Here is a 23,520-nt window from a genome sequence, read left to right as displayed (position 1 = left end):
GAAGAAGAAAGAGAAAAAGGTCACACAGCAGTAGATAACTCAACAACAGAAGAAGAAGTAACAACTGCAAAAGATACAGCAATAGAAGAAATAAACAAAGTAACTCCAAAGACAATAGAAGAAGAGTTACAAGAAGCAAAAGACAAAGCGAAAGAAGAAATCGACGAAGCCGCAGAAGAGAAGAAAAAAGAAATAACAGATAGAACAGATGTATCTGACGAAGAAAAAGAAAAGGCTATAGAAAAAGTCGAAGAAGAAAGAGAAAAAGGAAAAGAAGCAGTAGATAACTCAACAACAGAAGAAGAAGTTGAAGAAGCAAAAGATACTGCAATAGACAACATCAATAATATAGTTGTAAATCCATCTAAAGGAAATGAAGCTATATTAATGGGTGGAACAGCAGCAATATCTAATAAAGTCCAAGGGAAATTAACTAAATATGATACAGTTAGAAGAGTATTTGGAGCAGACAGATATGGAACAGCAATAGCAGCTAGTAAAGAAATGTATAAAACTGGAGCTAAAACAGTAGTAATAGCTAGTGGACAACAATTTAGTGATGAATTAACAGCAACAGTATATGCTAACATAATTGACGCGCCAATATTATTAACAGAAAAAGGTAGTATAGCACAAAAAACTATAACTGAAATAGAAAGATTGGGAGCTAAAAACATAATCATAATTGGTGGAGATGCAGTAATCTCAAATGGAGTACAAAGCAGACTAAGCAAATTAGGTAGTGTTAGAAGAATTGTGGGAGCAGATAGATATTCAACAGCAGTTAAAATAGCTAAAGAGATACAAAAAGAAGTAGGAACAATAAGTGAAGTTGCACTAGTAAATGGAACAAACTTCCCAGATGCAATATCTATGACTAGTTATGCAGTAGATAGAAAGATACCTATTTTATTAACAGAACCAGCTAAATTAAACTCTAATACAGAAAAATTAGTAAATGAATGGAAAGTTAAAGATGTAAAAATAGGTGGTGGAGAAGTAGCGGTTTCCAAAGCTGCAGAGAAAAAATTAACAGCTAAAGGAATAACTGTAAAAAGATTTATGGGAGCAGACAGATATGGAACTTCTGTAGCTGTGGCAAGAGCCTTAAACTTAGATGCAAAGAATATAGTAATAGCAAGTGGAGAAAATTTTGCAGATGCAGTAGTAGGAGCACCATTAGCAGCTCATAAAGGATATCCAATAGTATTAGTAAAACAAAATGCAATACCAGATTCAGTGAATGGATATTTGAATAAGTAATTTAAAAAAGATAGAATCTACAAAGATTCTATCTTTTTTTGTTTATCCATATATGTTAAAATACTAATGAAATTGAAAGTAAATTATCAATATAATTTATGAATATTGTTATATTCAGGGACAGTTAAATTTATTTTGAGGAGCAAAAATGAATAATACTATAAGTGAAAATTCTTTTAATCTATCCAAAATTTCTAAATATTTTGGAAATAAACATGATATAAAGTTAAAAATAGGCTCGATATTAATAGGAGATTTGATATGTTCCTTTGCAATGAGCTTCTTTTTTCAGCAAAAAGAATTACTTAGTGGAGGTATTGGAGGAGTAGGTTTATTATTAAAGTTTTTATTCGATATTCCTACAGGAGTTACTATATTGATTTTAAATATTCCGTTGGTATTTTTAGGGTATATTTTCTTAAGTAAAATATTTACCACATATGCTATGATATCAGCCTTTGTTATGTCATTTTACCTAGTAATATTAGATTATATTAAAAATCCGTTTATACTAGAAGATCCATTTTTGGTAGCTGTTGTTGGAGGAGCTGTAAATGGCATAGGTATGGGTATTCTTTTCCGACATGGCACATGTCAAGGAGGATTAGATATTTTAGCAGCGATATTTAAAAATAAATTTAATATAAACATAGGAAATGGATTACTTGCTATGAATATGGTTATAGTGTTGTTTGCTGCTTATATATTTGGACTAGATAAAGGCCTATATACTATAATAGCAATGGTTGTTGGTTATAATTTATTAGATAAAATACAGATGGGATTAGGTGAAAAGAAACAAGTATTCATTATTTCAAAAGAAAGTGACAAAATATCTAAAGCGATAATAAAAAGGATTCATAGAGGAGTAACTTTTTTTAATGGAGAGGGAGCTTATACAGAAAGACATCAAAAAGTAATTTATACAGTAGTAAGTACTAGACAAATAGCATTATTAAAGAAAATTACTGCAGAAATTGATCCAAGCGCATTTATGTCTATTTCAGATGCATATGAGGTAAAAGGTAAAGGATTTATAACAGCAGAGATTTAAAAAAACAGGGATTTTAAAATCCTTGTTTTTTAATAAATCAATTATCATCTAAAGTCTGATATATAGGAGGAATAAATTTTTTTAATTTTCCAGGCATATTTACTATTAAGGATTTAGTTAGGGATTCGGTTGTAACTGAATTATTGTTTTTCAACCATTCTAATAGAGTTATAGTAAAACCATAAGTATAAAAATTCATAGCAAATAGAAGCTCTGGATCTTCTTCTATTTTGTCTTTATATTCACCAAACATGTATGTGTATAAATTTTCTTTAGTTTTCAAATAAAATAATTTTGTAAAGGAAGAATGTCCATCAATAGAAATTATTTGCTGATAAAATTTTTTATTCTCCAGCATTAAGTCTAAATAAAGTTTAAAAATTATCCTATTATCATCCAAACTTTTAGATAATTTATATACAGGTGAAATATTTTTATAATGTATATAATAAATTAAGTCGTCTATATCATTAAAATACCTATAAAATGTCTGTCTAGACAAATTACTGAAATTCACAATGTCAGATACTGTAATTTTTGATATTGGTTTAGTTTTCATTAGTTCTTTAAAAGAATTAGCAAAAGTTGTTTTAGAATTTGATTTTTTATCCATAAATAACTCCTTATATTATGATATAAAATAGTTACTATAATTATACCTCATAGTATTGGAGTATTCTATTAGATGAAAGCTATAAAAATATGATAAATTATTATGTAAATTATAAAAACTCTGATATTTATCAGAGTTTTTATAATTTGGTATTTAAATCTAAAGGGTATTTTGGCATTTTAACATATTTAAAATCTAAAACTGACAAATCACCAGTCATAACACCAGGTGTATCACAAGGGATTATAAGTCCAGCTTTATCTTGGAAAAAACTTCTATAATGATTAGAAGATTTTATACCAACATATTTATATTGTGCTACATCTGCTCCCGTGACTAGGAATGGTCTATCATCAAGCGTTTGAGTTCTTTGAGAGGTGATTATTATTTCTACATTTTTAACTTTAACTCTAGCAGATTTGCCAAAGCTCAATTTTGCTCCTTTAATCATAGGAGCAGTTGCTATATATTCGCCATTTGATAGATTTTTAATTTTAGCATTGACAATTTCAATGGGATTACCATGAATTTTTTCGCATTTTCCACCTAAAGAAAAAGTAACTTTATCTCCTACTCTATGGTTATGTAAAAACTCAGCAACATCTTTATCATAAATAAAACCAAAGATTGTTTTAGGTAAATTTCTATCTAACATTTCTTTAAGAAGATGAGTCCCATCACCAGGAGCACCACCTCCAGGATTGTCAGAAACTTCACTTATTAATACATATCCATCTCCAGAATATTCTTCTGCTTGATCCATAGCTTTTTTTGCGGAAATTATTTCTGGTATAAAATATTCTCTATATTCCCAAACATGTTCAGCTAATTCTTGAGCAGATTTATCAGCTAGCTCTTGATCATTATTAGTCATTACTAAAATTGTAGAACTAGCATAAGAAGTGTCAGCGTAAGGAAAGCCATGGAAGAACGTAGCGTCTATTAAGTTGTTTTCTTTTATATAATTTTTAATATAGTTGTTTAATGTAGTAATAGGTTCTCTTAGTGTAAATCCACCAGATAGTGGTAAAAGCAAAGGTATAGCTTTTAAAGACATTTTAGGTATTACTCTATTTTCTATTGAGCTAATAAGTGTTTTCATAGCTAAATAACCTGTATTAAAGAAATCTATGTGGGGATATTCATAGCCACCAAATAATCCATCTGATAATTCAACCATTTCTTTTGAAACATTTGCATGTAAATCTAAAGCAGACATAATAGGGATATTATCAGGTAAAATAGCTTTAATTTTTTCTAATGTATAGCTTTCTATATCTTCGACACCAACAGCCCTACCAGCGCCATGTAGGCAGAATAAAACTCCATCTAAGTCATTCTTATGAGGCTCTATCATAGAAATTATATTATCAACAATTTTATCTAAGGCTTCTTTTTCCATTCTGCCTATAGGATTCATTAAATCCATTGTAGGAATTAAGTTAATGTCACCATGTTCTTCAGCTGCTTTAATAATTCCACCAAATAAATGTTCGACATTTTTGTATCTCCATAAGCTATCTTCTCCAGTAAAATAGTTTAAAGAGATAAACTCTTCATATGTAACGTCTTTAGTACAAAAATTATTTGCTTCATGACCAAATTGACCTACTAAAATATTCATTAAATCACTCCTTTAGTTTAATAATTAAAATATATCATGTAGCATAATATATATTGAAGTTGCATATTAATTAAATGGAAATATAAAGATTACATTTTTTTAAATTGTAAAGTTATTAGTAATAAAGTAATAAAAAAGACAAGAAAAATTCTTGTCTTTTATTTGAATTCAGTATTCACATCTAAAGGATATTTTGGCATTATAGCATGCTTGAATTCAGAAATAGATAGTCACCACTCATAATACCAAGAATGTCACAAGGAATGATTAAACCTACTTTATCTTGAAAATAACTTCTATAATGATTAGATGATTTTATACCTACGTATTTGTATTGTTCTACATCTGCTCCAGTAACAAGGAATGGTCTGTCATCTAAAGTTTGAGCTCTTTGAGAGGCTATTATTATTTCAACATTTCCAACTTTTACTTTTGCAGAATTTTTTATTGTAGATAGAGTACCTTTTGTCATAGGAGCGGTATCTATATATTCTCAATTTGATAGGTTTGAATAAGAGCGTCTTTTATTTCTATAGGTTCACCATGAATTTTTTCTATTTTATCACCTAAGGTGAAGCTAACAACATCTCCAATTTTGTGATTATGAAGAAATTCTACAACTTCTTTATCATAAATAAAACTAAATATTGTTTTAGGTAAATTTCTATCTAATATTTCTCTTAGTAAATGTGTAGCATCACAAGGAGCACCACATCCAGGGTTGTCAGATACTTCACTTATTAACACATATCCATCTCCGGTATATTCTTCTGCTTGGTCCATAGCATCTTTTGCAGATATTATTTCAGGTAAGAAATGTTTTCTATATTCCCAAACATATTCAGCTAATTCTTTATCATTGTCTGTTAATACTAAAATACTTGAACTTCCATAAGAAGTATCGGCATAAGGGAAACCGTGAAAGAAAGTAGCGTCTATTAAATTATTTTCTTTTATATAATTTTTAATGTGATTATTTAAAGTTATAATAGGCTCTCTAAGGGTAAAACCACCAGATAGTGGTAAAAGTATAGGTAAGTTTTTAAGAGCCATAACTGATTTTACTTTTTTATTAATCATTTGCACTAAAGTTTTATAGATAAGTATCCAGTATCAAAAAAATCTATATGAGGATATTCGTAACCACCAAAAAGACCATCTGACAACTCAAGCATTTCATTAGAAACGTTTGCGTGAAGGTCTAAAGTTGAAACTATAGGTATATCATTAGGTAAAATACTTCTGATTTTTTCTAAGGTATAGCTTTCAATATCTTCAACATCTCTAGCACGTCCAGCACCGTGTAAGTAAAATAAAACTCCATCAATATTGCTTTTATGAGGCTCTATTAAACTTAGTATTTCATCAACTATTTTATCTAAAGCTTCTTTTTCCATAGTACCAATAGGATTAATTAAATCTAATGTAGGAATTAAATTTACACCATCTTCTTCGGTAGCTTTAATAACTCCGCCAAAATAATGGGAAACTTCTTTATATGGTCATAAACTATCTTCTCCTGTTGAGTATATAAATTCAATAAATTCATTATATGTAACATCCTTTGTGCAAAAATTATTTGCTTCATGTCCGAAATGTCCAACTAAAATATTCATTTTAAATTCCTCCTTTATGTATAATGTAACTTTAACATTCAGAAATATTATTTTAAAGGTATAGATTTTTGGATTCATTTTATATAAGTTACAATAAGGTAAAATTGTCTAGTTTTATTGGAGGAAGTAGTTTGCAAATTAGTAATTATTGATGCATTTAAATTATTATGATAATATGTAGATATTAAATAAGAGGTGAAGGCATGTTAATTATTTCTTGCTAAAATTTTAATAACTGGCAACATGTTTTTTTGTTGTGCCAATTAGCAGGAAATCTCTTTATATTTTACTATTACATTAGACAAGGATGATTCCTTGTCTTTTTTTATTTAGGAGGTGATAAAATGAAGAATCTAAATTATTAACTAATAATATAGAAAGGAGTATTAATGTCAATAATAGATATAAAAAATTTGAATTTTAGTTACAGTGGAGATAGTGATCCTATATTTGATAATTTGAGTTTACAATTAGATGGAAGTTGGAAATTAGGATTAATAGGTAGAAATGGTTATGGGAAAACAACATTTTTAGATATTTTAAGAGGAAGATTAGAGTATGATGGAAAGATAACTAGTAAATTAAATTTTGAATATTTTCCATATGAAGTAAAGAATGAAGACTATTTGACTATAGATGTAGTGGAAGAAATTAAAGGAGATTATGAGTTATGGAGGTTAGAAAAAGAATTAAATTTATTAAATGTTAATCTAGATGTTATATACAGACCATTTGATACATTGAGTGGTGGAGAAAGAACTAAGGTGTTAATAGCCTCAATGTTTGTTAAAGAAGGAGAATTTTTATTAATTGATGAACCTACTAACAGTCTTGATATAGAAGGTAGACGTGTTTTAGCAAAATATTTAAATAGTAAAAATGGATTTATATTAATTTCACATGATAGAAGATTTTTAAATGAAACAATAGATCATATTCTAACCATTGAAAAGAAAAAAATAGTATTACAAAAAGGAAATTATGAAACATGGAGCCAGAATAAAATACTAGAAGATGAATTCAATAGAAATAAAAATGAAAAATTGAAGAAAGAAATTACAAGATTAGAAAAATCTTCAAGAGAAAAATCTACTTGGTCAGATAAGATAGAATCTACTAAAAATAAAAAAATATCTGGGCTAAAGGCAGACAAAGGCTATATAGGGCATAAAGCAGCAAAGATGATGAAAAAGTCTAAAACTTTAGAAAAGAGGTATAATAAAGTTTTAGGAGATAAAAAAGATTTACTTACCAATATTGAATTTGAAGACGATTTATCACTTGAGTCTGTTCCTCATCATAGTAAATACTTAATAACAGCTGAGAATTATTCTGTGTTTTATGGTCAATACCAGGTGTTTAAACCTATAAATTTTACTGTTAAAAATAAGGATATAGTCACTATAATAGGAGAAAATGGAGCTGGAAAAAGTAGCTTTTTAAAATCGATTATAGATTCAAATATTGGTAAACAAGGATTATTACAGTTAGCAAGTGATTTAAAAATATCTTATTTGTCTCAAGACTTTGAATGGTTAAAAGGAAATATAGAAGATTTTATATACGATTCCAAAATAGATAAAACGAAATTTTTAACATTACTTAGGAAGATGGGTTTTTCTAGGGATCAATTTGACAAAGATATGGCTTCTTACAGTAGTGGGCAAAAAAAGAAAGTCCTTATAGCAAAAAGTTTTTGTGAAGAAGCAAATATTTATATTTGGGATGAACCTCTTAATTATTTAGACATTATTACAAGACTTCAAATAGAACATATGATAAAATGCTTTAAACCAACTATGATCTTAGTTGAACACGATGAAGAGTTTATCGAAAATATAGGTTCTAGAGATATAGAAATAATTAAAAGCAAATAAAATATATTATATTGTAAAGACTCTTAACATTTATATAATAAACAGCATAGTAGAAATTTAGATTTTTACTATGCTGTTTATAGTTTTAACAAAATTTTTTGCTGTTTCAAAATCGGTTATATCATACATGTCCTTATGTTCGTTATCAGCATAAGAATAACTTATTTTAGCTATTGTAGTAGGGTCTTTTCGCCAAGCCTTGCAGGTGCTGTGAAATTTACTTATACTTGTTTTTCCATATATAGTTTTTACATTCTCAGAATTTACGCCACTACCTACAATTAACTCAATTTTATTACTATAATTTTCTTGAAGTTCATTTAAAAGCCCAATACCATCTAATGCATTATTTTTTTGACCGCTTGTAAGTATTCTATCTACTGATAGAGATATTAATTCTTCAATAGATTTAATGGGGTTGTTAACTTGATCAAAAGCTCTGTGAAATACTGCTAATTTTCCTTTTGAATGAATTAAATTCACCAAAGTTTTTGTTTTATCCAAGTCTATTTCATTATCTTTAGAAAGAAAACCAAAAACAATTCCTTCGATATTTAAATCAAGAAAAAGCTCAGTATCTTTAACTATACTTTCATATTCAAAATTATTATATAAAAAACCACCAGGTCTGGGTCTAATCATAACAAATGTAGGTATGTTTAAATTATCAAGAACTAATTTAGTAGTTCCGTAAGATGGAGTTAACCCACCTAAAAATAAAGCACTATTCAACTCAATTTGATCAGCACCAGATTTTTTTGCAATGTAAGCATCTTCATAACTTCCACAGCATATTTCTATAATTTTCTCGTTCATATATAATTTAAACTCCAATATCTCAAATTTTTAATAACACTATATCATAATAATTAACTTATACTTCTAATTATATAATCTTAGTTAAAAACAAAATAGATGAATAAAACTAATTAATGTCTTATTCATCTATTTTGAATTTAGTAAGAATATACTATATTAAAGATATGTTTCTATAATAGGGAAAATAAATAATTTAATAACGAATAATACTCCTAATACCCATAATATGATACCAGGGTCTTTAGCTCTGCCTTGTATTGTTTTTACGAGTAAGTATGACATAATTCCCCACATAATACCTGCTGAAATAGAGTAACCTACTACCATAAAGATAATAGAGAAAACGCCAGGAATTATTACATCGGCTTTGTCCCATTGGAATTCTTTCATAGGCTCACACATCATAATTCCCACCATTATTAAAGCTGGAGCTGTAGCGAATCCTGGAATAGCCTTTATAATAGGGAAAAATGGTATAGCTAGCAAAAATAATATTGCTGTAGTAACTGCAGTAAGACCAGTACGACCTCCTTCTTCTACACCAGAAGCTGATTCTACAAAAGTAGTTACAGTTGAAGTTCCTAAAATAGCACCACAAGTAGTTGCAATGGCATCGGATGTAAAAGCTCTCTTAGAACCTGGGAAATTTCCATTTTCATCTATTAGTTTAGCTTTTGTAGCAACACCAGCAAAAGTTCCTAAGGTATCAAATATATCAACATATAAGAATGTCAATACTACCATCAAGAATTGAATTATATTTCCAGGGCTTGAAAAAGCAGTTTTTATACCAGAAAAACATAGTCCAATAGTAGGAGATATACTAGGTGGAAGGCTTAGCACACCTGAAGGGAATAAAGAAAACAATCCTGAATCTACGTTGATTTGATACCATCCAGCTAGTTGAGCTATCATTCCAAGTATCCATGTTGCAAAAATACCTATGAGCAAAGCTCCTTTCACCTGTTTAACCCACAAAACAATAGTTATTATTATTCCTATTATAGACAAGGCTATTGCAGCTTCTGTTAGATTTGGATTTACAGCTACTAGCGTAGCAGGATCCCCGATTATAATTTTTGCATTTTGGAAACCTATAAACATTATAAATAATCCAATACCCGCGGAAATAGATAAACGTAACTGTTTAGGTATAGATTCCATTAATTGAGATCTTATGTTTGTTACGCTTAAAAGAATAAAAATTAGTCCTTCAACTAAAACTGCGGCTAGTGCAAATGAAGGATCATATCCCATAGTTAGTACGACAGTGTATGCAAAAAATGCATTCAATCCCATTCCAGGAGCTTGTGCAAAAGGTAAGCCTGCAAATAGTCCCATTAGCATAGTACCTATAACTGCTGAAATAGCAGTAGCCATGAATACCGCTCCACTATCTAATCCTGCGGCTGAAAGAATATTCATATTTACTGGTAATATGTACGCCATTGTTACAAAAGTAGTTAGTCCCGCAATTACCTCTGTACGAACGCTGGTTTTTCTTTCGTTAAGTTTAAAAAAATTATTAAGTTTTTCCATAATATTCTCCTTTCAAAAAGTACTAAAGTAGTATCTTCCCTATATTTATTATATATGCTACAATATTTAGACGCAAATTATCAATAGTAAATATAAGATATTATTTATATTACATATTATTAAAACTTAATAAGCATTCATAGTAATTTAAAGAAAATATAATTGTGATATATTATCATCTTGTAAATTTGACATAGTAACACCTAAAAGCCGAATTGGTTTTTTTAAGTCAACATTATCTAATAAAAATTTTGATTTGCTAAATATTTCTTCAAAATCCCTCCTAGGTTGTTCTAGGCTAAAATTTCTAGTGATTGTTTTAAAGTCATCAAATTTTAATTTAATAGATATAGTTCTACCTAGTAAATTTCTTTTTTTTAAATCTTTGGCAAGCTCCAATGAAAATTCTTCTAATTTATCTATAATTTCTATTTTGGAATCTAAATCTTTAGGAAATGTTCTTTCTATTCCAATACTTTTTCTTTCTCTAGAATTTGAGATTACACTATGATCTATTCCTCTAATCCTATCGTAAATAATTAAACCGAATTTGCCAAAATGATACTGGAGAATATCTTGGTTTAAATCCATCAACTGTTTAACTTTATAAATACCCATAGTATTAAGCTTAGAGGCAGACTTCTTACCAATTCCTGCAATTTTTTCAATGGGAAGTTCCAATAATATTTCTGGCAACATATCTTTAGTTATTATTTTATATCCATTTGGCTTATTCCAATCAGAAGCCATTTTTGCAAGAAACTTATTATAACTTACACCAATGGAAACTGTTAGACCAGTATTCTTGTAAACATCATTTTGAATTTTTTTTATTAAAGATATAGGTTCACAATTTATATGGCTGATATCTATAGCACCTTCGTCGATAGACATTTTTTCTATATTATTTGAATATTTAGAAATTATTGAAAATACTTTTTTGCTCATCTCGGAATATTTATTGTGCCTAGGAGAGACTATTATAACTTGAGGACATAGCTTGGTTGCTTTAAAAATAGGCATAGCAGAATGTAACCCAAATTTACGAGCTTCATAATTAGCAGTTGTAATAATGCCTCTTTGACTTCTTCCACCAACAATCATAGGTTTTCCCTTTAAGGAAGGGTTATCTAATTCCTCAACAGAAGCAAAAAAAGCATCTAAGTCTATATGTAAAAAATTCAAATCATCTTTCATAAAATTCACCTAATATAATTATATCAGTAAATTAACATTTAGCAAACATACGTTCTGAATATGGTATAATATTCTATATTAACAAATTAGGAGCATATTATGATAAATCAAAATATAAGTAGTGCATATGCATAAGTTGTGGAGAAGAATATTCAATAGGGGATTATTCAGAAGGTTGCGAAGTTTGTAAAAATAATAGAAATAATTCAAGTGTATCTATAAAATATAATAATAAATTTAATATTTATAAGGAAAAAAGAGGTATGTTTCGATATACAGATTATTTACCATACAATAAATTTCCAACCATTGTTGAAGGAGGAACACCTTTATTAGAAGACAAAAATTTAGCAGAAAGATTAGGTCTAAATAATGTATATTTAAAAAATGAGTTTCAAAATCCAACAGGAACTCATAAGGATAGAATGAATCCTTTTATAGTACAACGTGCAATAGAAAATAATAAAGAAATAGTAGTAGCAGCCTCTAGTGGTAATGAAGGAGTCTCTTTAGCAGCTTATGCAGCAAGAGCAGGAATAAAATGCATAATAGTTACGACAGATAACATTTTACCAAATTGTAAAGAGGCTATCTTAGCAACTGGAGCAGAAATAATATTTACAAAAACAGCATTTGAAAGATGGGAAATAATAAAAAAACATGTTGAAGAAGTAAATTGGTTTTCTGCGACTAATTATATGAACCCACCAGTTGGAAGTAGTTATTTTGGAGTGCAAGGATATAAAACTATATCCTATGAAATTTATGAATATTTTGGAGATAATATTCCAAATTACCTAGCAATACCTACATCTAGAGGAGATTTGTTATTTGGGATATTTGAAGGATTTAAAGAATTAAATTCTTTAAATATAATTTCAAAGATTCCTAAACTTATAGCAGTTGAACCTATACCAAGATTAGAATTAATTTTAAGTAGCAAAGCTGAGACAAATAATTTATTTGAAGGAAAATATTCATTAACACCTTCAGTAGGTGGAAATACAGTAACTAGACAATCGGTAGTAGCATTAAATAGAAGTAAAGGATATGCAGTGTCTGTAAGCCAGGAAGAAGCAATTTTAAATACTAAGGAACTATCAAAGAGTGGTATATTTTTAGAAGGTTCATCAGCAATAGTTTACGGTGGAATAAAAAAATTGGTAAAAGAAGGTAAAATACCAAAAAACGAAGAAGTTGTCTTAATAATGACATCATATGGTAGCAGAAATAGTTATGGAATGATTAAAGAAATATTGAGGTAGAGGGTAAATGGATAATTGTGTCATTTCAGGAAGTTCTAAATTTCAAGAGGAATATATAAAGTGGATAGAGCATTTTAATGAAATAGGTTACAGAGTTATTGACTATCCAAAGTTATCAAATAATATTCGGAAATATTAAGAGAATTTTTTGAAAACATAGGAAAGTCAGAAATGTTATTTTTATTTAATGAAGATAAGGACAATATAGAAGGATATATAGGAGCAGCGGCTTTTTCCGAGATTACATATGCTGTTATAAGAAAAATTTTAAATAAACAAAATATAAATATATTTTTGTATAAAATGCCAAGTAAGGAAGTATTGGGATATGATGAAATAAGTTTATGGTTAAAATTAAAATATATTAAGATTTATGAGAAATAAAAAAAGAGTCTATTAAGACTCTTTTATAAGATATTTTCTTTTAAATAAGCAATAATATCATCTGATTCATATAATGGTTTACCATCTATAAATAGGCAAGGAACTTGTTCTTTTCCACCAACATTAATAAGAGTTTCTCTATCATAATCATTTAATCTAATTTCTTTTAACAAGATTTTATCGTTTAAATTATTTTCACTCATAAATCTTAAAACTTTTTGGGAAAATGGACAAATATCCATATAATATAATTCTAATTTTGGCATAATACCCTCCTATAAGTTTACTTTACAATATTTTCTTTTAAATAAGCAATGATGTCACTAGATTCATACATTGGCTTATCATCTATAAATAGGCAAGGAACTTGATTCATTCCACCTACTTCAACAAGTCTAGCTTTGTCTTCAGCACTTTGATTTATATTTGTAAACTTTATTTTATCATTTAGATTATATTTATCTATAAATCGATATACTTTCTGACAATAAGGGCAAGTATTACTTATAAATAATTCTAATTCTGGCATAATATCAACCACCTTTCACATATTATAAATACCCAAAGTAAATTTATTAACTCAATAAAAAATAAAGATTTACTTATAGCTAAGTAAAGTGGTAAAATAAATATTAAAACATATATAAAAAGTGATATAATATACATTTAATAAGTATTTTGGGAGGATAAAAATGACTTGTAAGGAAATAGAAATGATGGTAGAAAAATTGGACTTTAAAGCAGCGAAAGATAGACTTAATGGAGTAACAAATCCAACGAGGTTGATATATAGTGAATCTTTTACTAAGAAAATAGGAAATAATATTTATTTAAAACCTGAAAACTTACAAGTTACAGGGGCATTTAAAATTAGAGGAGCCTATAATAAGATTGCCAAAATGTCTGAAGAAGAGAAAGAAAAAGGTATAATTACAGCTTCAGCTGGAAATCATGCTCAAGGAGTGGCATATTCGGCTAAAGAGGCAGGAGCAAAAGCTACTATAGTAATGCCGACAACAACTCCTTTAATAAAAGTAGAAGGTACAAGAAAATATGGTGCTGAAGTAGTTTTGCATGGTAAAAATTTTGATGAGGCATTTCATAAATCAATAGAAATTTCAAAGGAAAATAACTTGGCATATGTACATCCTTTTGATGATATAGATGTAATAGAGGGGCAAGGAACAATAGCTATTGAAATATTAAAAGAACAACCAGATATGGATATTATAATAGTGCCAATTGGTGGAGGAGGATTAGTATCAGGAATTGCAGTAGCTGCAAAACAAATTAATCCTAATATAAAGATTATTGGAGTAGAGCCAGAAGGTGCAAAGTCTATGACTTGTTCTATAGAAGATGGACATATAATTTGTTTAGATACAGTGGATACAATAGCTGATGGTGTTGCAGTTAAAGAACCTGGGGAAACAACTTATGAAATTGTTAGAGATTATGTCGATGAGATAATTTCTGTTTCTGACTATGAAATAATGGAAAGTTTTATAGAAATAATGGAAAATCATAAATTAATGGCTGAATCTTCAGGAGCGATGTCAATAGCAGCAGCTAAAAAACTTAAAGTTTGGAATAAAAAGGTTGCATGTATAATCAGTGGTGGTAATATAGATATGGTTACTATTTCATCTATGGTTCAAAAAGGTTTAATATCTAAAGGTAGATTATTTGGATTTACAGTGTTACTTCCAGATAGACCAGGAGAATTATTGAATATTGCAAGAATTTTAGCTGATGAAGGTGCCAACGTAGTAGAAGTTTCTCATGATCAATTTAAAACAGTAGATAGACTTACAGACGTAGTATTACAAGTTCAAGTTGAATCTAATGGACATGAGCATATAGAAAAAATAGTAGATAGACTTTACCAAGAAGGATATAAGGTAAAAGTTACAAATTAGGAGGATTAATGTTAATAAGTGAGTTATTAACCAAGGTAGAAACTCTAGCTATAAAAGGAGATACAAATATAGAAATAGATTATATATCTATTAATTCGAAAGATGTAAACGAAAAGACAGCGTTTATGGCTATTAAAGGGTTTGTTACAGATGGACACAAATATATAGATAATGCTATTGAAAATGGAACAAGGGTTGTATTTCATCAAAATGATTTAGAGAATTACAATAAAAATATAGTTTATGTAAAATTAAAAGACACAAGGTCAGGACTTTCAGATGTTTCAGAAGCTTTGTTTGGATATCCAAGTAAAGAGCTTAATATTATAGGAGTTACAGGAACAAACGGAAAAACCACAGCTACTTACATGGTTGAAAGTATATTAAACAACTGTGGAGAAAGTACGGCATCTATAGGAAGTATAGGCTTAAAAACAAAAAATGGAAACACAGCTTTAGGAAAAACAACTCCAGAAGCTAATATTTTACAAAAAATATTTAGAGAGTTATTAAATGATGGTGTGAAAAATTGTGTTATGGAAGCTTCTTCACATTCTTTAGAGTTAAATAGGGTAAAAGGAGTAGATTTTGACTACGGAATTTTTACAAATTTAACTATAGAACATTTAGACTTACATGGTGATATGGAAAATTACTATCAAGCAAAGAAAAAATTATTTTGCATGACTTCTAAAGCTAACTTAATAAACATAGATGATGAATATGGTAAAAGATTAGCAAAAGAATTAAAAGAAGAAGGCAAAGAAGTATTAACTTATGGAATAGAGAATCAAGCAGACTACATGGCTATAGATATAGATATGGATGTGAGTAGTTCTAAGTTTACCTTTAAGACACCAAGAGGTAATATAGAGATAAATATGCCTATTTCAGCACTTTTTAATGTGTACAATGCATTAGGAGCTATGGGAGTAATTTCTGAAATGGGAATAAGCTTAGAAGAGATTTCAAAAGGAATAGCAGACTTTGAAGGACCTGAAGGAAGATATGAGATAGTAAAAAATAATAAGGGGTTAAATTTAGTTATAGATTTTGCTCATACACCAGATGCTATAGAAAAATTATTGAAATTTGTAAAAAGTAGTTTTGACAAAAAAGTAGTGATAGTTTTTGGGATAAATGGTGCAAGAACTACTGAAACAAGATATCTAGCAGGAGAAGTAGCAGGAAAGTATGCAGATTTATCTATAGTAACAGAAGATGACGTTTACTATCATTCAGTATATGATATATCAAAGCCTATTATTGATGGTATAAAAAATAGTAATGGAAAATTTTTATACTTTGAAAAAAGGCAAGATGCTGTAGAAAAAGCTGTGAAAATGGCTACTAAAGATGATATAGTGTTATTTCTTGGAAAAGGTAATGAAAGATATCTTAAAAAAGGTGGAGTAGAGCATTATTATTATGAAATAGAAGAAATAAAAAAAGTACTTGGTGAGATATAGACAAGTACTTTTTTTATTTAAATTGTAATTGATGGAGTAAAATGATTATAATAATCTATATCGGAGTAATATATATGAGAAAAATATATTCATAGAAAGAGCTAGTAAAAATCAATGAACTTTATATTAAATATAACAAAGCATATAAAAGGTTACACTAGGTAATTTGTATATAAGTTAAGAAAATATTAAATTAGAAAGTAGCAGAAAATATGAATTTACATTAAGGAGGGTTAAATGAAAAGATTTAAAATGAAAGACATAGTTTTTTTGGCGATAACCTCTGCTTTACTGATATTGGTTTCAGGAATTATAATGCCAATAGTAATGTTTACTAATCAATTTGCATTAAGACAGGTATTAGCTGCTCCAATATTTGCGATTTTTATTACTATTGCACTAATAAAAGTTCCTAAAATAGGTAGTTTATCTATAATTGGAGTACTTACAGGTGTGTTTTTACTAATGATGTCACCAATCATGTTTTTTAACAATATAGTAGGAGCAATTTTAACGGAAATTTTAATAGTTGTTATTTTTAAAGGATATAGTTCTAATAAAGCTATATTTTTTGCATCAATGATATATATGCCTATTACTATACCAGTGAGTTTAATTTATACAGCTACGATGGAAGGTATCTCTATAATTGAAAAAGTTAAAAGTCCAGCTATGGCATTAACATTTGGAGTACTATCTATAATATTAGGTATTATTGGTGCAAAATTAGGATTTAAATTAGCTAAGGAATTACAAAAAGCGGGTAAATTGGAAGTGAGTAAATAGGAGAAATTATGAATACACTAAGGGCGAAAAAACCTTTATATCCATTATTATGTATATTATCTAGTTTGGTAGTATTTATATTTGGAATGTTAATAGCTAAGACGAAATTTTTATTGATTTTTTTAATAGCCTTGATGGTAGTATATATAATATTTTCATACGGTGAAGTAACTTTTAAATTATTATGTATTTTTATACCATTAAGTATAGTACCAGCAACACTTTCTATACCAGTAGGAGGAGTTGAAAATAGTATTCAAATATATTTTAGATTCATATGTTTTATAATGGCGGCAATTCCATCAATGGGCTTACCGCCAATTAATTTAGTAAGGAACTTAAATGAACTAAAAGTTTCAAGGGTTTTAAGTATAGCAATTTTAATAACAATAAGATTTATACCAATATTAGCATTAGAAATAAAACAAACTTGGAATGCTATGAAGTCAAGAGGAGTTAAAGTGAGTATTTTTAATCCTCAAGTAATGTATAGAGCATTATTACTTCCAATAATAATTAGGATTATTAGTATATCTGATTTATTATCCTTATCATTAGAAACTAGAGCTTTTGTTATAGACGATAAAGAAGCTACTAAGTACAAAGTTGTGAAGTTTACAATAAGAGATGCTATATATACTATTATATTAATGTTTTTGGTATGTATTATAGGATATTTGTTTCTTAGAGGTGATTAATGGAAGATAAAGTTTTAGAATTCGAACATATTTCATTTAAGTATAATGAAGAGGAAGAGTTTATTTTAAAGGATGTTAATTTACACTTGAGTTCTGGAGAATTCGTTTTATTAGCAGGTTCATCTGGAGGAGGTAAATCTACATTTTTAAAATGTTGCAATGGAAGTATTCCTAATTCAGAAAAAGGAATTAAACAAGGAACAGTAAAAATTTATTCAGAAGATATAAAAGAAAAGAAAACAAGTGAGATATCAAAACAAGTAGGAACAGTTTTGCAAAATGCAGATGAACAGATAATTTTTGAAAAAGTAGAAGATGAATTAGCTTTTCCTTGTGAAAACTTACATTACAAAATTGATAAGATAGAAAAAATCATAAAAGAAAAATCTGAATTTATGAATATATCTTTAGAAGATGATACCTCTACATTATCAGGTGGAGAAAAGCAAAGCCTTATAACAGCTAGTACCTTGTGCATGGAACAAAGAATATTAATATTAGATGAGCCATTAGCTAATTTAGACTATAAAGCTAGTATAAAATTGTTGGAAAATCTAAAATATTTATGTGCTAAAAAAAATTATACGATAATATTTATTGAACATAGATTAGATTTAGTTTTACCGTATAGTGATAGAGTATTATGGCTTGAAAATTCAGAAATAAAAGATTTTAGAAATGTAGCTGACTTTTCTGCTTTTTGGAAGAAGAAAAAGGAAAAAATAGAGGGTTTGGTAGAAAACAATATATTAAACAAGGTAGAAAAGGCTGAAATTCGTGATAGTATTAAATTATTAGAACTTAGAGACTTGAGTTTTAAAGTAAAAGAAAAGACAATTTTAAAAAATATTAATATTGATATTAACAAAAGTGATAATTGGTTGATTATTGGGGAAAATGGCTCAGGTAAAACAACATTATTGAAAACCATATCAAGATTTATTAAAGAGAGTAGTGGAGATTTTAAACAGAATATCGTGAGTAATAAGAGAGTTGGTAAGCAAGAGTGGTACAAGAAAGTTGGAATAGTATTTCAAAATCCAAATTACCAATTATATATGCCAACAGTAGAACAAGAAATAGAAACTTCTGCAAAAAACAAAAATCTTAGCCAAAAAGTAATGAAACTATTTGATTTAGAAAAATTGAAAAATAAACACCCCTATTCTTTGTCAGAGGGGCAAAAAAGAAAAGTGGGGATAGCTTCTATATTAGCAATGGATCCAGAAGTTTTACTATTAGATGAACCTACCGTAGGACAGGATTACGAAGGTTTACTAATGTTAATTAAGGCTTTAGAGGAATTGGGTTATAAGAATAAAACTATTATAACTATAACTCATGATGTTAGGATTGCACATTTACTAGGAAATAAAATTTTATGGATAAAAGATGGGAAAGTTTATAAAAAAGGTGGAATAGAAATACTAGAAGAATATAATAAAAAAGAGTAAAAAAATAGTCCAGTGGTTAGCTGGACTTTATTTATTATATAGGTCGCAGGGTTCATAATTTGGGAGGATGAACAAAATAGTTGACCTATATTTATTAACTAACTATATAATAGCATAGTTATTTTAAAAGTTTGTTACAGATAAATTACAAAAAAGTTACAAAAAAGTTACGAAAAAATTATTAGAAATAATATACAAAATCAATCAAAATGTAATATTATAGTTACTATGAGGTGAATTATGTCAAAAATAATAATTATAGGTGCAGGAGCATCTGGAGTAATGGCAAGTATTATTTTAAAAAGAAAAGGTCATGATGTTTTGGTGTTTGAAAGAAATGAAAAGCCTATGAAAAAAATTTATGCTACAGGAAATGGAAGATGTAATTTTACTAATAGAAATATTGAATATAAAAATTATCATGGTGAAAATAAAAAATTTGTTATGTCAGCTATAAAAAATTTTGGATATGAAGAAGCTATAAAATTTTTTAATGGAATTGGTATAAAAGAGCTAGAACTAGAAAATGGAAAAGTATATCCTATGAGTTTGCAGGCAAGTTCAGTTGTTAAACAAATGAATTTGGAAGCAGAGAAATTAGGAGTTAAATTTTATTATAATAGTTATGTAAAAAGAATTGAATTTTCAAAAAAAAATAAAGTCGTATTATATGATAATGTAGAATTTGAAGCGGATAATATTATTGTTGCAACTGGCGGTAGAGCTATGGAAAAAAGTGGTTCAGATGGTAATGGATATAAATTACTTGAAAATTTAGGACATAGTATAGTTCAAACACATCCAGGAATAGTTCAACTAAGATTAGAAAATTATGATTTAAAGAAGATATCAGGCACTAAAATTCCAGGCTATATTTACTTAATAGATAAAAATAAAAAGACATATGAACAATTTTCTGATATATTATTTACAGATTATGGTGTTTCAGGACCTGGGGTTTTGCAAATATCTGGAGAAGTTATCAGAGGAATGCTTTCAGGGAAAGAAATAATAATATCTTTAGACTTACTTTCATATATAAAGGAAGATGAGTTATTTAAATATTTGAAAATTAATTTTAAAGAAAATGGATTTAAATATTTGTCAGAGGCTTTAGTTGGAATAATAAATGATAAGTTAATAAAAGTTATAATTAATTATTTGAAATATGAAGATATAGCAGTTTCGAATTTAAGTAAAGAAAATATATTTAATATTTCAAAAGCTTTAAAAGATTTTAGGGTAGAGGTAACAGGATATAAATCTGAAAAAGATGGTCAAGTTACATGTGGAGGTATTTCAACAAAAGAAATAGATCCAAAAACTATGGAATCAAAAATTCAAAAAAATTTGTATATAATAGGAGAAATTATGGATATTGATGGAGATTGTGGAGGATATAATCTTCATTGGGCATGGGCCAGTGCAAATGCTTGTGCTAATTCCTTAAATTAAGGAGAATATTATGTTTAGAATGAAAAGAAAATTAGATGAACTTGTAAATAGAGGAGAAGAAGTTAGGGTAGCTTTAGTTGGAGCTGGGAAAATGGGAACTGGATTAGTTAATCAAATTTCTAGAATAAAAGGAATGTCTACTTCTATAATAATTGACGAAAAATTAGATAAAGCTTGTCATGCATTTAAATCTGCAGGTATAAAAGACGAAGATATAGTTAATACTACATCATTAAAACAAGCAGAACTAGCATTGTCAAAAAATAAATTTGTAATATCAGATGATTATACATTGTCTTATAAATTAAATAAAATTCAAGGCGTAGTTGATGCAACTGGAAATCCTCCTTTTGGAGCACAATTAGCTATGGAGTCAATAGATAATTACAAAAATATAATAATGCTAAATGTAGAGTGCGATGCAGTTGTAGGACCTATAATTTATGATCATGCTAAAAAAAACAATGTAGTATATACAGGCTCAGCAGGGGACGAACCAGGAGCTATAATGGAGCTTGCAAACTTTGCAGTCGGAGCAGGTTTTAATTTATTAGCTGTAGGGAAAGGTAAAAATAATCCTTTAAATAATTACGCAACAGAAGATGATTTGAGAGAAGAAGCAATCTCTAAAGGACTGTATCCAAAAATTCTAACAGCATTTGTAGATGGAACGAATACTATGATCGAATTGACTTCTGTTGCTAATGCACTAGGCTTTACTCCAGATGTACTTGGAGGACATGGAGTAACAGCTAAAATAGATGATATTCCGAAGCTTTTTTCTTTAAAAGAGCAAGGTGGAATATTAAATAATTATAGAATAGTAGATTACAGTTTTGGAATAGCGCCAGGTGTGTTTGCAGTAGTAACACATGATACAGAAGAGGTTCATGATTTGATGGGATATTTATCTATGGGACAAGGTCCAAATTATGTTTTATATAGACCATATCATTTAACAAGTTTGGAAACACCAATAACTATTTACGATGCAATAGTTGAAAAGGATCCAACAATAGTTCCTGAAAAAGGACAGGTTTCAGATACTATTACAGTAGCAAAAAGAGACTTGAAAGCTGGACAATATTTAGAAGGCATAGGTGGTAAAGATGTTTTTGGTAAAATAACAAGTCATATAAATCAAAGAAACAAGAAACTTCTTCCTATTGCATTAATAACTAAGAAAACAAAGTTGAAAGTAGATGTAAAAAAAGATGATTTAATAACTTATGATATGGTAGAACTTGAAGATGATCAAATAATTACTAGACTTAGAAAAAAACAAGATGAACTTGGATTATAGGAGGGATCATGTCTAATTTAAAATATGAAGAAATACTAGAATCATTAATAGATGTATTAATGATAGAAAAAACAAAAGAAGATAAATTAAAAGTAGTATCAAAAATATTAATTGATAATGTACCAAATGTAATATGGGCAGGATTTTACCTAATAAATGAAGATGGAGATTTAATACTTGCCCCATATGTGGGAGAACCAGCATGTATAAAAATTGAGTTAGGAGCAGGAGTTTGTGGAACCTCAGCTTTGTTAATGGAAACTAAAAAAGTTTATGATGTTAGTAAGTTTCCAGGACATATAGTTTGTGATGAAAATGCAAAATCTGAATTAGTAGTTCCAATTGTAAAAAACGATGTTGTTTATGGAGTAATAGATTTAGACAGTGATAGGCTAGGTAATTTTACAGTGGAAGATCAGGACTTTGTTGAAAGAGTAAGAGATATTTTAATAACTTCAATAGATTTCAAATAACAGAAGAAATTAAAAAATTTTAGTTGTAGGAAAATTATATAAAATTTAAATGATAAGAGTAAAAAGGCAAAGGAAATCTGACGAGATATTATCGTAGTAATAAATATCATTTTAAAATAGAAATTTAATCATTAGTTTTGATAGTAAAACAAATTATTATTTATTATAATTATGTAAGCATTACAAAAAAATGGAGTGAGAATATGAAAAAAATTGCTAAAATAATGATTTTATTAACTTTAAGTCTGTTATTAGTTTCTTGTAATAAAGCAAAAAAACTAGAAGAAACTACTTACACAAATGATATAAATGGGGTAAAAACAAAACTTACATTTTATCATTATGGAGATAAAGTAGAGAAGCAGACTGCTACGAATGAATGGGCTTATTCTGCAATGGGATTAGCAACTAAAGAAGAAGCCGAGCAAGCTTTGAGTGAATTGGTTGAACAATATCAAGGAGTTGAAGGCATAACTCATAAAATGGATTATCAAGAAGATAAAGTTTTTGAGAGTTTAGAGGTGAATTATAAAAAACTAGATTTTGATAAAGCTAAAAATATACCTGGAATTATGTTAAAGGGAGACTTTAAAAATGGTGTAAGTTTAAAGAAAACTGCTGAGATAATAGAAAAACAGGGATTTAAAAAGGAAGAATAAAAAACAATTTTAGTAATCAGATGTTTATGTGAATTTTTAATTTGTGAGTTTAT

The 23,520-nt window shown here is 28.2% G+C and carries 24 protein-coding genes and 1 pseudogene; 15 read left to right on the top strand and 10 right to left on the bottom strand.

Annotated features, from left to right (window positions below; all coding sequences use genetic code 11):
- Together CS899_RS10375 and CS899_RS10370 are read left to right on the top strand one after the other, a co-directional pair.
- On the top strand, positions 1-1,263 hold a 1,263-nt coding region (locus CS899_RS10375), incomplete at its 5' end, for a cell wall-binding repeat-containing protein (RefSeq protein WP_129582305.1).
- 148 nt (positions 1,264-1,411) lie between these two features.
- Complete coding sequence (locus CS899_RS10370; protein WP_100066129.1) at positions 1,412-2,317, top strand: YitT family protein; 906 nt, start codon at positions 1,412-1,414, stop codon at positions 2,315-2,317.
- 37 nt (positions 2,318-2,354) lie between these two features.
- Here the strand turns inward: CS899_RS10370 and CS899_RS10365 are convergent, their stop codons facing one another.
- The 5 genes and pseudogenes from CS899_RS10365 to CS899_RS11100 form a co-directional block, all read right to left on the bottom strand.
- Complete coding sequence (locus CS899_RS10365; protein WP_100066128.1) at positions 2,355-2,930, bottom strand: TetR/AcrR family transcriptional regulator; 576 nt, start codon at positions 2,928-2,930, stop codon at positions 2,355-2,357.
- 139 nt (positions 2,931-3,069) lie between these two features.
- Positions 3,070-4,554 (bottom strand): M81 family metallopeptidase, encoded by a 1,485-nt coding sequence (locus tag CS899_RS10360; protein WP_100066127.1) that lies wholly within the window; start codon positions 4,552-4,554, stop codon positions 3,070-3,072.
- Between the two features lie 199 nt (positions 4,555-4,753).
- Entirely contained in the window at positions 4,754-5,026 is a 273-nt protein-coding gene (locus CS899_RS11110) for an MlrC C-terminal domain-containing protein (protein WP_100066126.1), read from the bottom strand.
- 11 nt (positions 5,027-5,037) lie between these two features.
- A complete protein-coding gene (locus CS899_RS11105) occupies positions 5,038-5,634 on the bottom strand; it encodes an MlrC C-terminal domain-containing protein (protein ID WP_100066125.1) in 597 nt (198 codons plus the stop codon).
- Positions 5,635-5,639: 5 nt separating this feature from the next.
- Positions 5,640-6,038, bottom strand: a pseudogene (locus CS899_RS11100) (M81 family metallopeptidase); the annotation flags it as partial.
- A gap of 521 nt (positions 6,039-6,559) precedes the next feature.
- On the opposite strand from CS899_RS11100, the gene abc-f reads away from it, so the two are divergent.
- On the top strand, positions 6,560-8,047 hold the full coding sequence (gene abc-f / locus CS899_RS10340) for a ribosomal protection-like ABC-F family protein (protein WP_100066123.1): 1,488 nt from the start codon (positions 6,560-6,562) through the stop codon (positions 8,045-8,047).
- A gap of 57 nt (positions 8,048-8,104) precedes the next feature.
- On the opposite strand, the gene CS899_RS10335 is transcribed toward abc-f, so the two are convergent.
- From CS899_RS10335 to CS899_RS10325, 3 genes are all read right to left on the bottom strand, one after another.
- Positions 8,105-8,863, bottom strand: a complete 759-nt coding sequence (locus tag CS899_RS10335) for a copper homeostasis protein CutC (RefSeq protein ID WP_207204787.1) — start codon at positions 8,861-8,863, stop codon at positions 8,105-8,107.
- 159 nt (positions 8,864-9,022) lie between these two features.
- Positions 9,023-10,405, bottom strand: a complete 1,383-nt coding sequence (locus CS899_RS10330; protein WP_100066122.1) for an NCS2 family permease — start codon at positions 10,403-10,405, stop codon at positions 9,023-9,025.
- 147 nt (positions 10,406-10,552) lie between these two features.
- Complete coding sequence (locus tag CS899_RS10325; protein ID WP_100066121.1) at positions 10,553-11,602, bottom strand: DNA polymerase IV; 1,050 nt, start codon at positions 11,600-11,602, stop codon at positions 10,553-10,555.
- A 263-nt stretch (positions 11,603-11,865) separates the two neighbouring features.
- Between CS899_RS10325 and CS899_RS10320 the strand changes: the two genes are divergently transcribed.
- The 3 genes from CS899_RS10320 to CS899_RS10315 are packed head-to-tail and all read left to right on the top strand — an operon-like array spanning position 11,866 to position 13,251.
- Entirely contained in the window at positions 11,866-12,867 is a 1,002-nt protein-coding gene (locus CS899_RS10320; RefSeq protein WP_100066120.1) for a pyridoxal-phosphate dependent enzyme, read from the top strand.
- 7 nt (positions 12,868-12,874) lie between these two features.
- The gene (locus CS899_RS11095) at positions 12,875-13,006 is read left to right on the top strand and encodes a hypothetical protein (RefSeq protein WP_277985540.1); all 132 of its coding nucleotides are present in this window, start codon (positions 12,875-12,877) and stop codon (positions 13,004-13,006) included.
- Between the two features lie 32 nt (positions 13,007-13,038).
- On the top strand, positions 13,039-13,251 hold the full coding sequence (locus CS899_RS10315; RefSeq protein WP_100066119.1) for a hypothetical protein: 213 nt from the start codon (positions 13,039-13,041) through the stop codon (positions 13,249-13,251).
- A 23-nt stretch (positions 13,252-13,274) separates the two neighbouring features.
- On the opposite strand, the gene CS899_RS10310 is transcribed toward CS899_RS10315, so the two are convergent.
- The gene (locus CS899_RS10310; RefSeq protein WP_100066118.1) at positions 13,275-13,517 is read right to left on the bottom strand and encodes a glutaredoxin family protein; all 243 of its coding nucleotides are present in this window, start codon (positions 13,515-13,517) and stop codon (positions 13,275-13,277) included.
- 17 nt (positions 13,518-13,534) lie between these two features.
- Complete coding sequence (locus tag CS899_RS10305; RefSeq protein WP_100066117.1) at positions 13,535-13,780, bottom strand: glutaredoxin family protein; 246 nt, start codon at positions 13,778-13,780, stop codon at positions 13,535-13,537.
- 163 nt (positions 13,781-13,943) lie between these two features.
- On the opposite strand from CS899_RS10305, the gene ilvA reads away from it, so the two are divergent.
- The 9 genes from ilvA (at position 13,944) to CS899_RS10260 (ending at position 23,467) form a co-directional block, all read left to right on the top strand.
- Positions 13,944-15,170: a threonine ammonia-lyase gene (ilvA, locus tag CS899_RS10300; protein WP_207204786.1), complete on the top strand. Its 1,227-nt coding sequence runs from the start codon at positions 13,944-13,946 to the stop codon at positions 15,168-15,170.
- 8 nt (positions 15,171-15,178) lie between these two features.
- Positions 15,179-16,639: a UDP-N-acetylmuramoyl-L-alanyl-D-glutamate--2,6-diaminopimelate ligase gene (locus tag CS899_RS10295; RefSeq protein ID WP_100066116.1), complete on the top strand. Its 1,461-nt coding sequence runs from the start codon at positions 15,179-15,181 to the stop codon at positions 16,637-16,639.
- 237 nt (positions 16,640-16,876) lie between these two features.
- Complete coding sequence (locus tag CS899_RS10290; protein ID WP_100066115.1) at positions 16,877-17,425, top strand: MptD family putative ECF transporter S component; 549 nt, start codon at positions 16,877-16,879, stop codon at positions 17,423-17,425.
- Between the two features lie 8 nt (positions 17,426-17,433).
- A complete protein-coding gene (locus CS899_RS10285; RefSeq protein ID WP_100066114.1) occupies positions 17,434-18,123 on the top strand; it encodes a CbiQ family ECF transporter T component in 690 nt (229 codons plus the stop codon).
- Positions 18,123-19,577 carry an ABC transporter ATP-binding protein gene (locus CS899_RS10280; RefSeq protein ID WP_100066113.1) on the top strand — a complete coding sequence of 485 codons (1,455 nt, stop codon included), beginning with the start codon at positions 18,123-18,125 and terminating at the stop codon, positions 19,575-19,577. Before CS899_RS10285 ends, CS899_RS10280 begins: the two co-directional genes overlap by 1 nt.
- A gap of 240 nt (positions 19,578-19,817) precedes the next feature.
- Positions 19,818-21,032: a BaiN/RdsA family NAD(P)/FAD-dependent oxidoreductase gene (locus tag CS899_RS10275; RefSeq protein ID WP_100066112.1), complete on the top strand. Its 1,215-nt coding sequence runs from the start codon at positions 19,818-19,820 to the stop codon at positions 21,030-21,032.
- A gap of 10 nt (positions 21,033-21,042) precedes the next feature.
- Complete coding sequence (locus tag CS899_RS10270) at positions 21,043-22,335, top strand: NAD(P)H-dependent oxidoreductase (protein WP_100066111.1); 1,293 nt, start codon at positions 21,043-21,045, stop codon at positions 22,333-22,335.
- A gap of 8 nt (positions 22,336-22,343) precedes the next feature.
- Complete coding sequence (locus tag CS899_RS10265; protein WP_100066110.1) at positions 22,344-22,808, top strand: GAF domain-containing protein; 465 nt, start codon at positions 22,344-22,346, stop codon at positions 22,806-22,808.
- Between the two features lie 203 nt (positions 22,809-23,011).
- Positions 23,012-23,467: a YehR family lipoprotein gene (locus CS899_RS10260; RefSeq protein WP_100066109.1), complete on the top strand. Its 456-nt coding sequence runs from the start codon at positions 23,012-23,014 to the stop codon at positions 23,465-23,467.
- Positions 23,468-23,520 lie beyond the last annotated feature (53 nt).

The sequence above is a fragment of the Miniphocaeibacter massiliensis genome (assembly GCF_900232905.1).
Classification (GTDB): domain Bacteria; phylum Bacillota; class Clostridia; order Tissierellales; family Peptoniphilaceae; genus Miniphocaeibacter; species Miniphocaeibacter massiliensis.
This window is presented reverse-complemented; position numbering and strand designations above follow the sequence as displayed.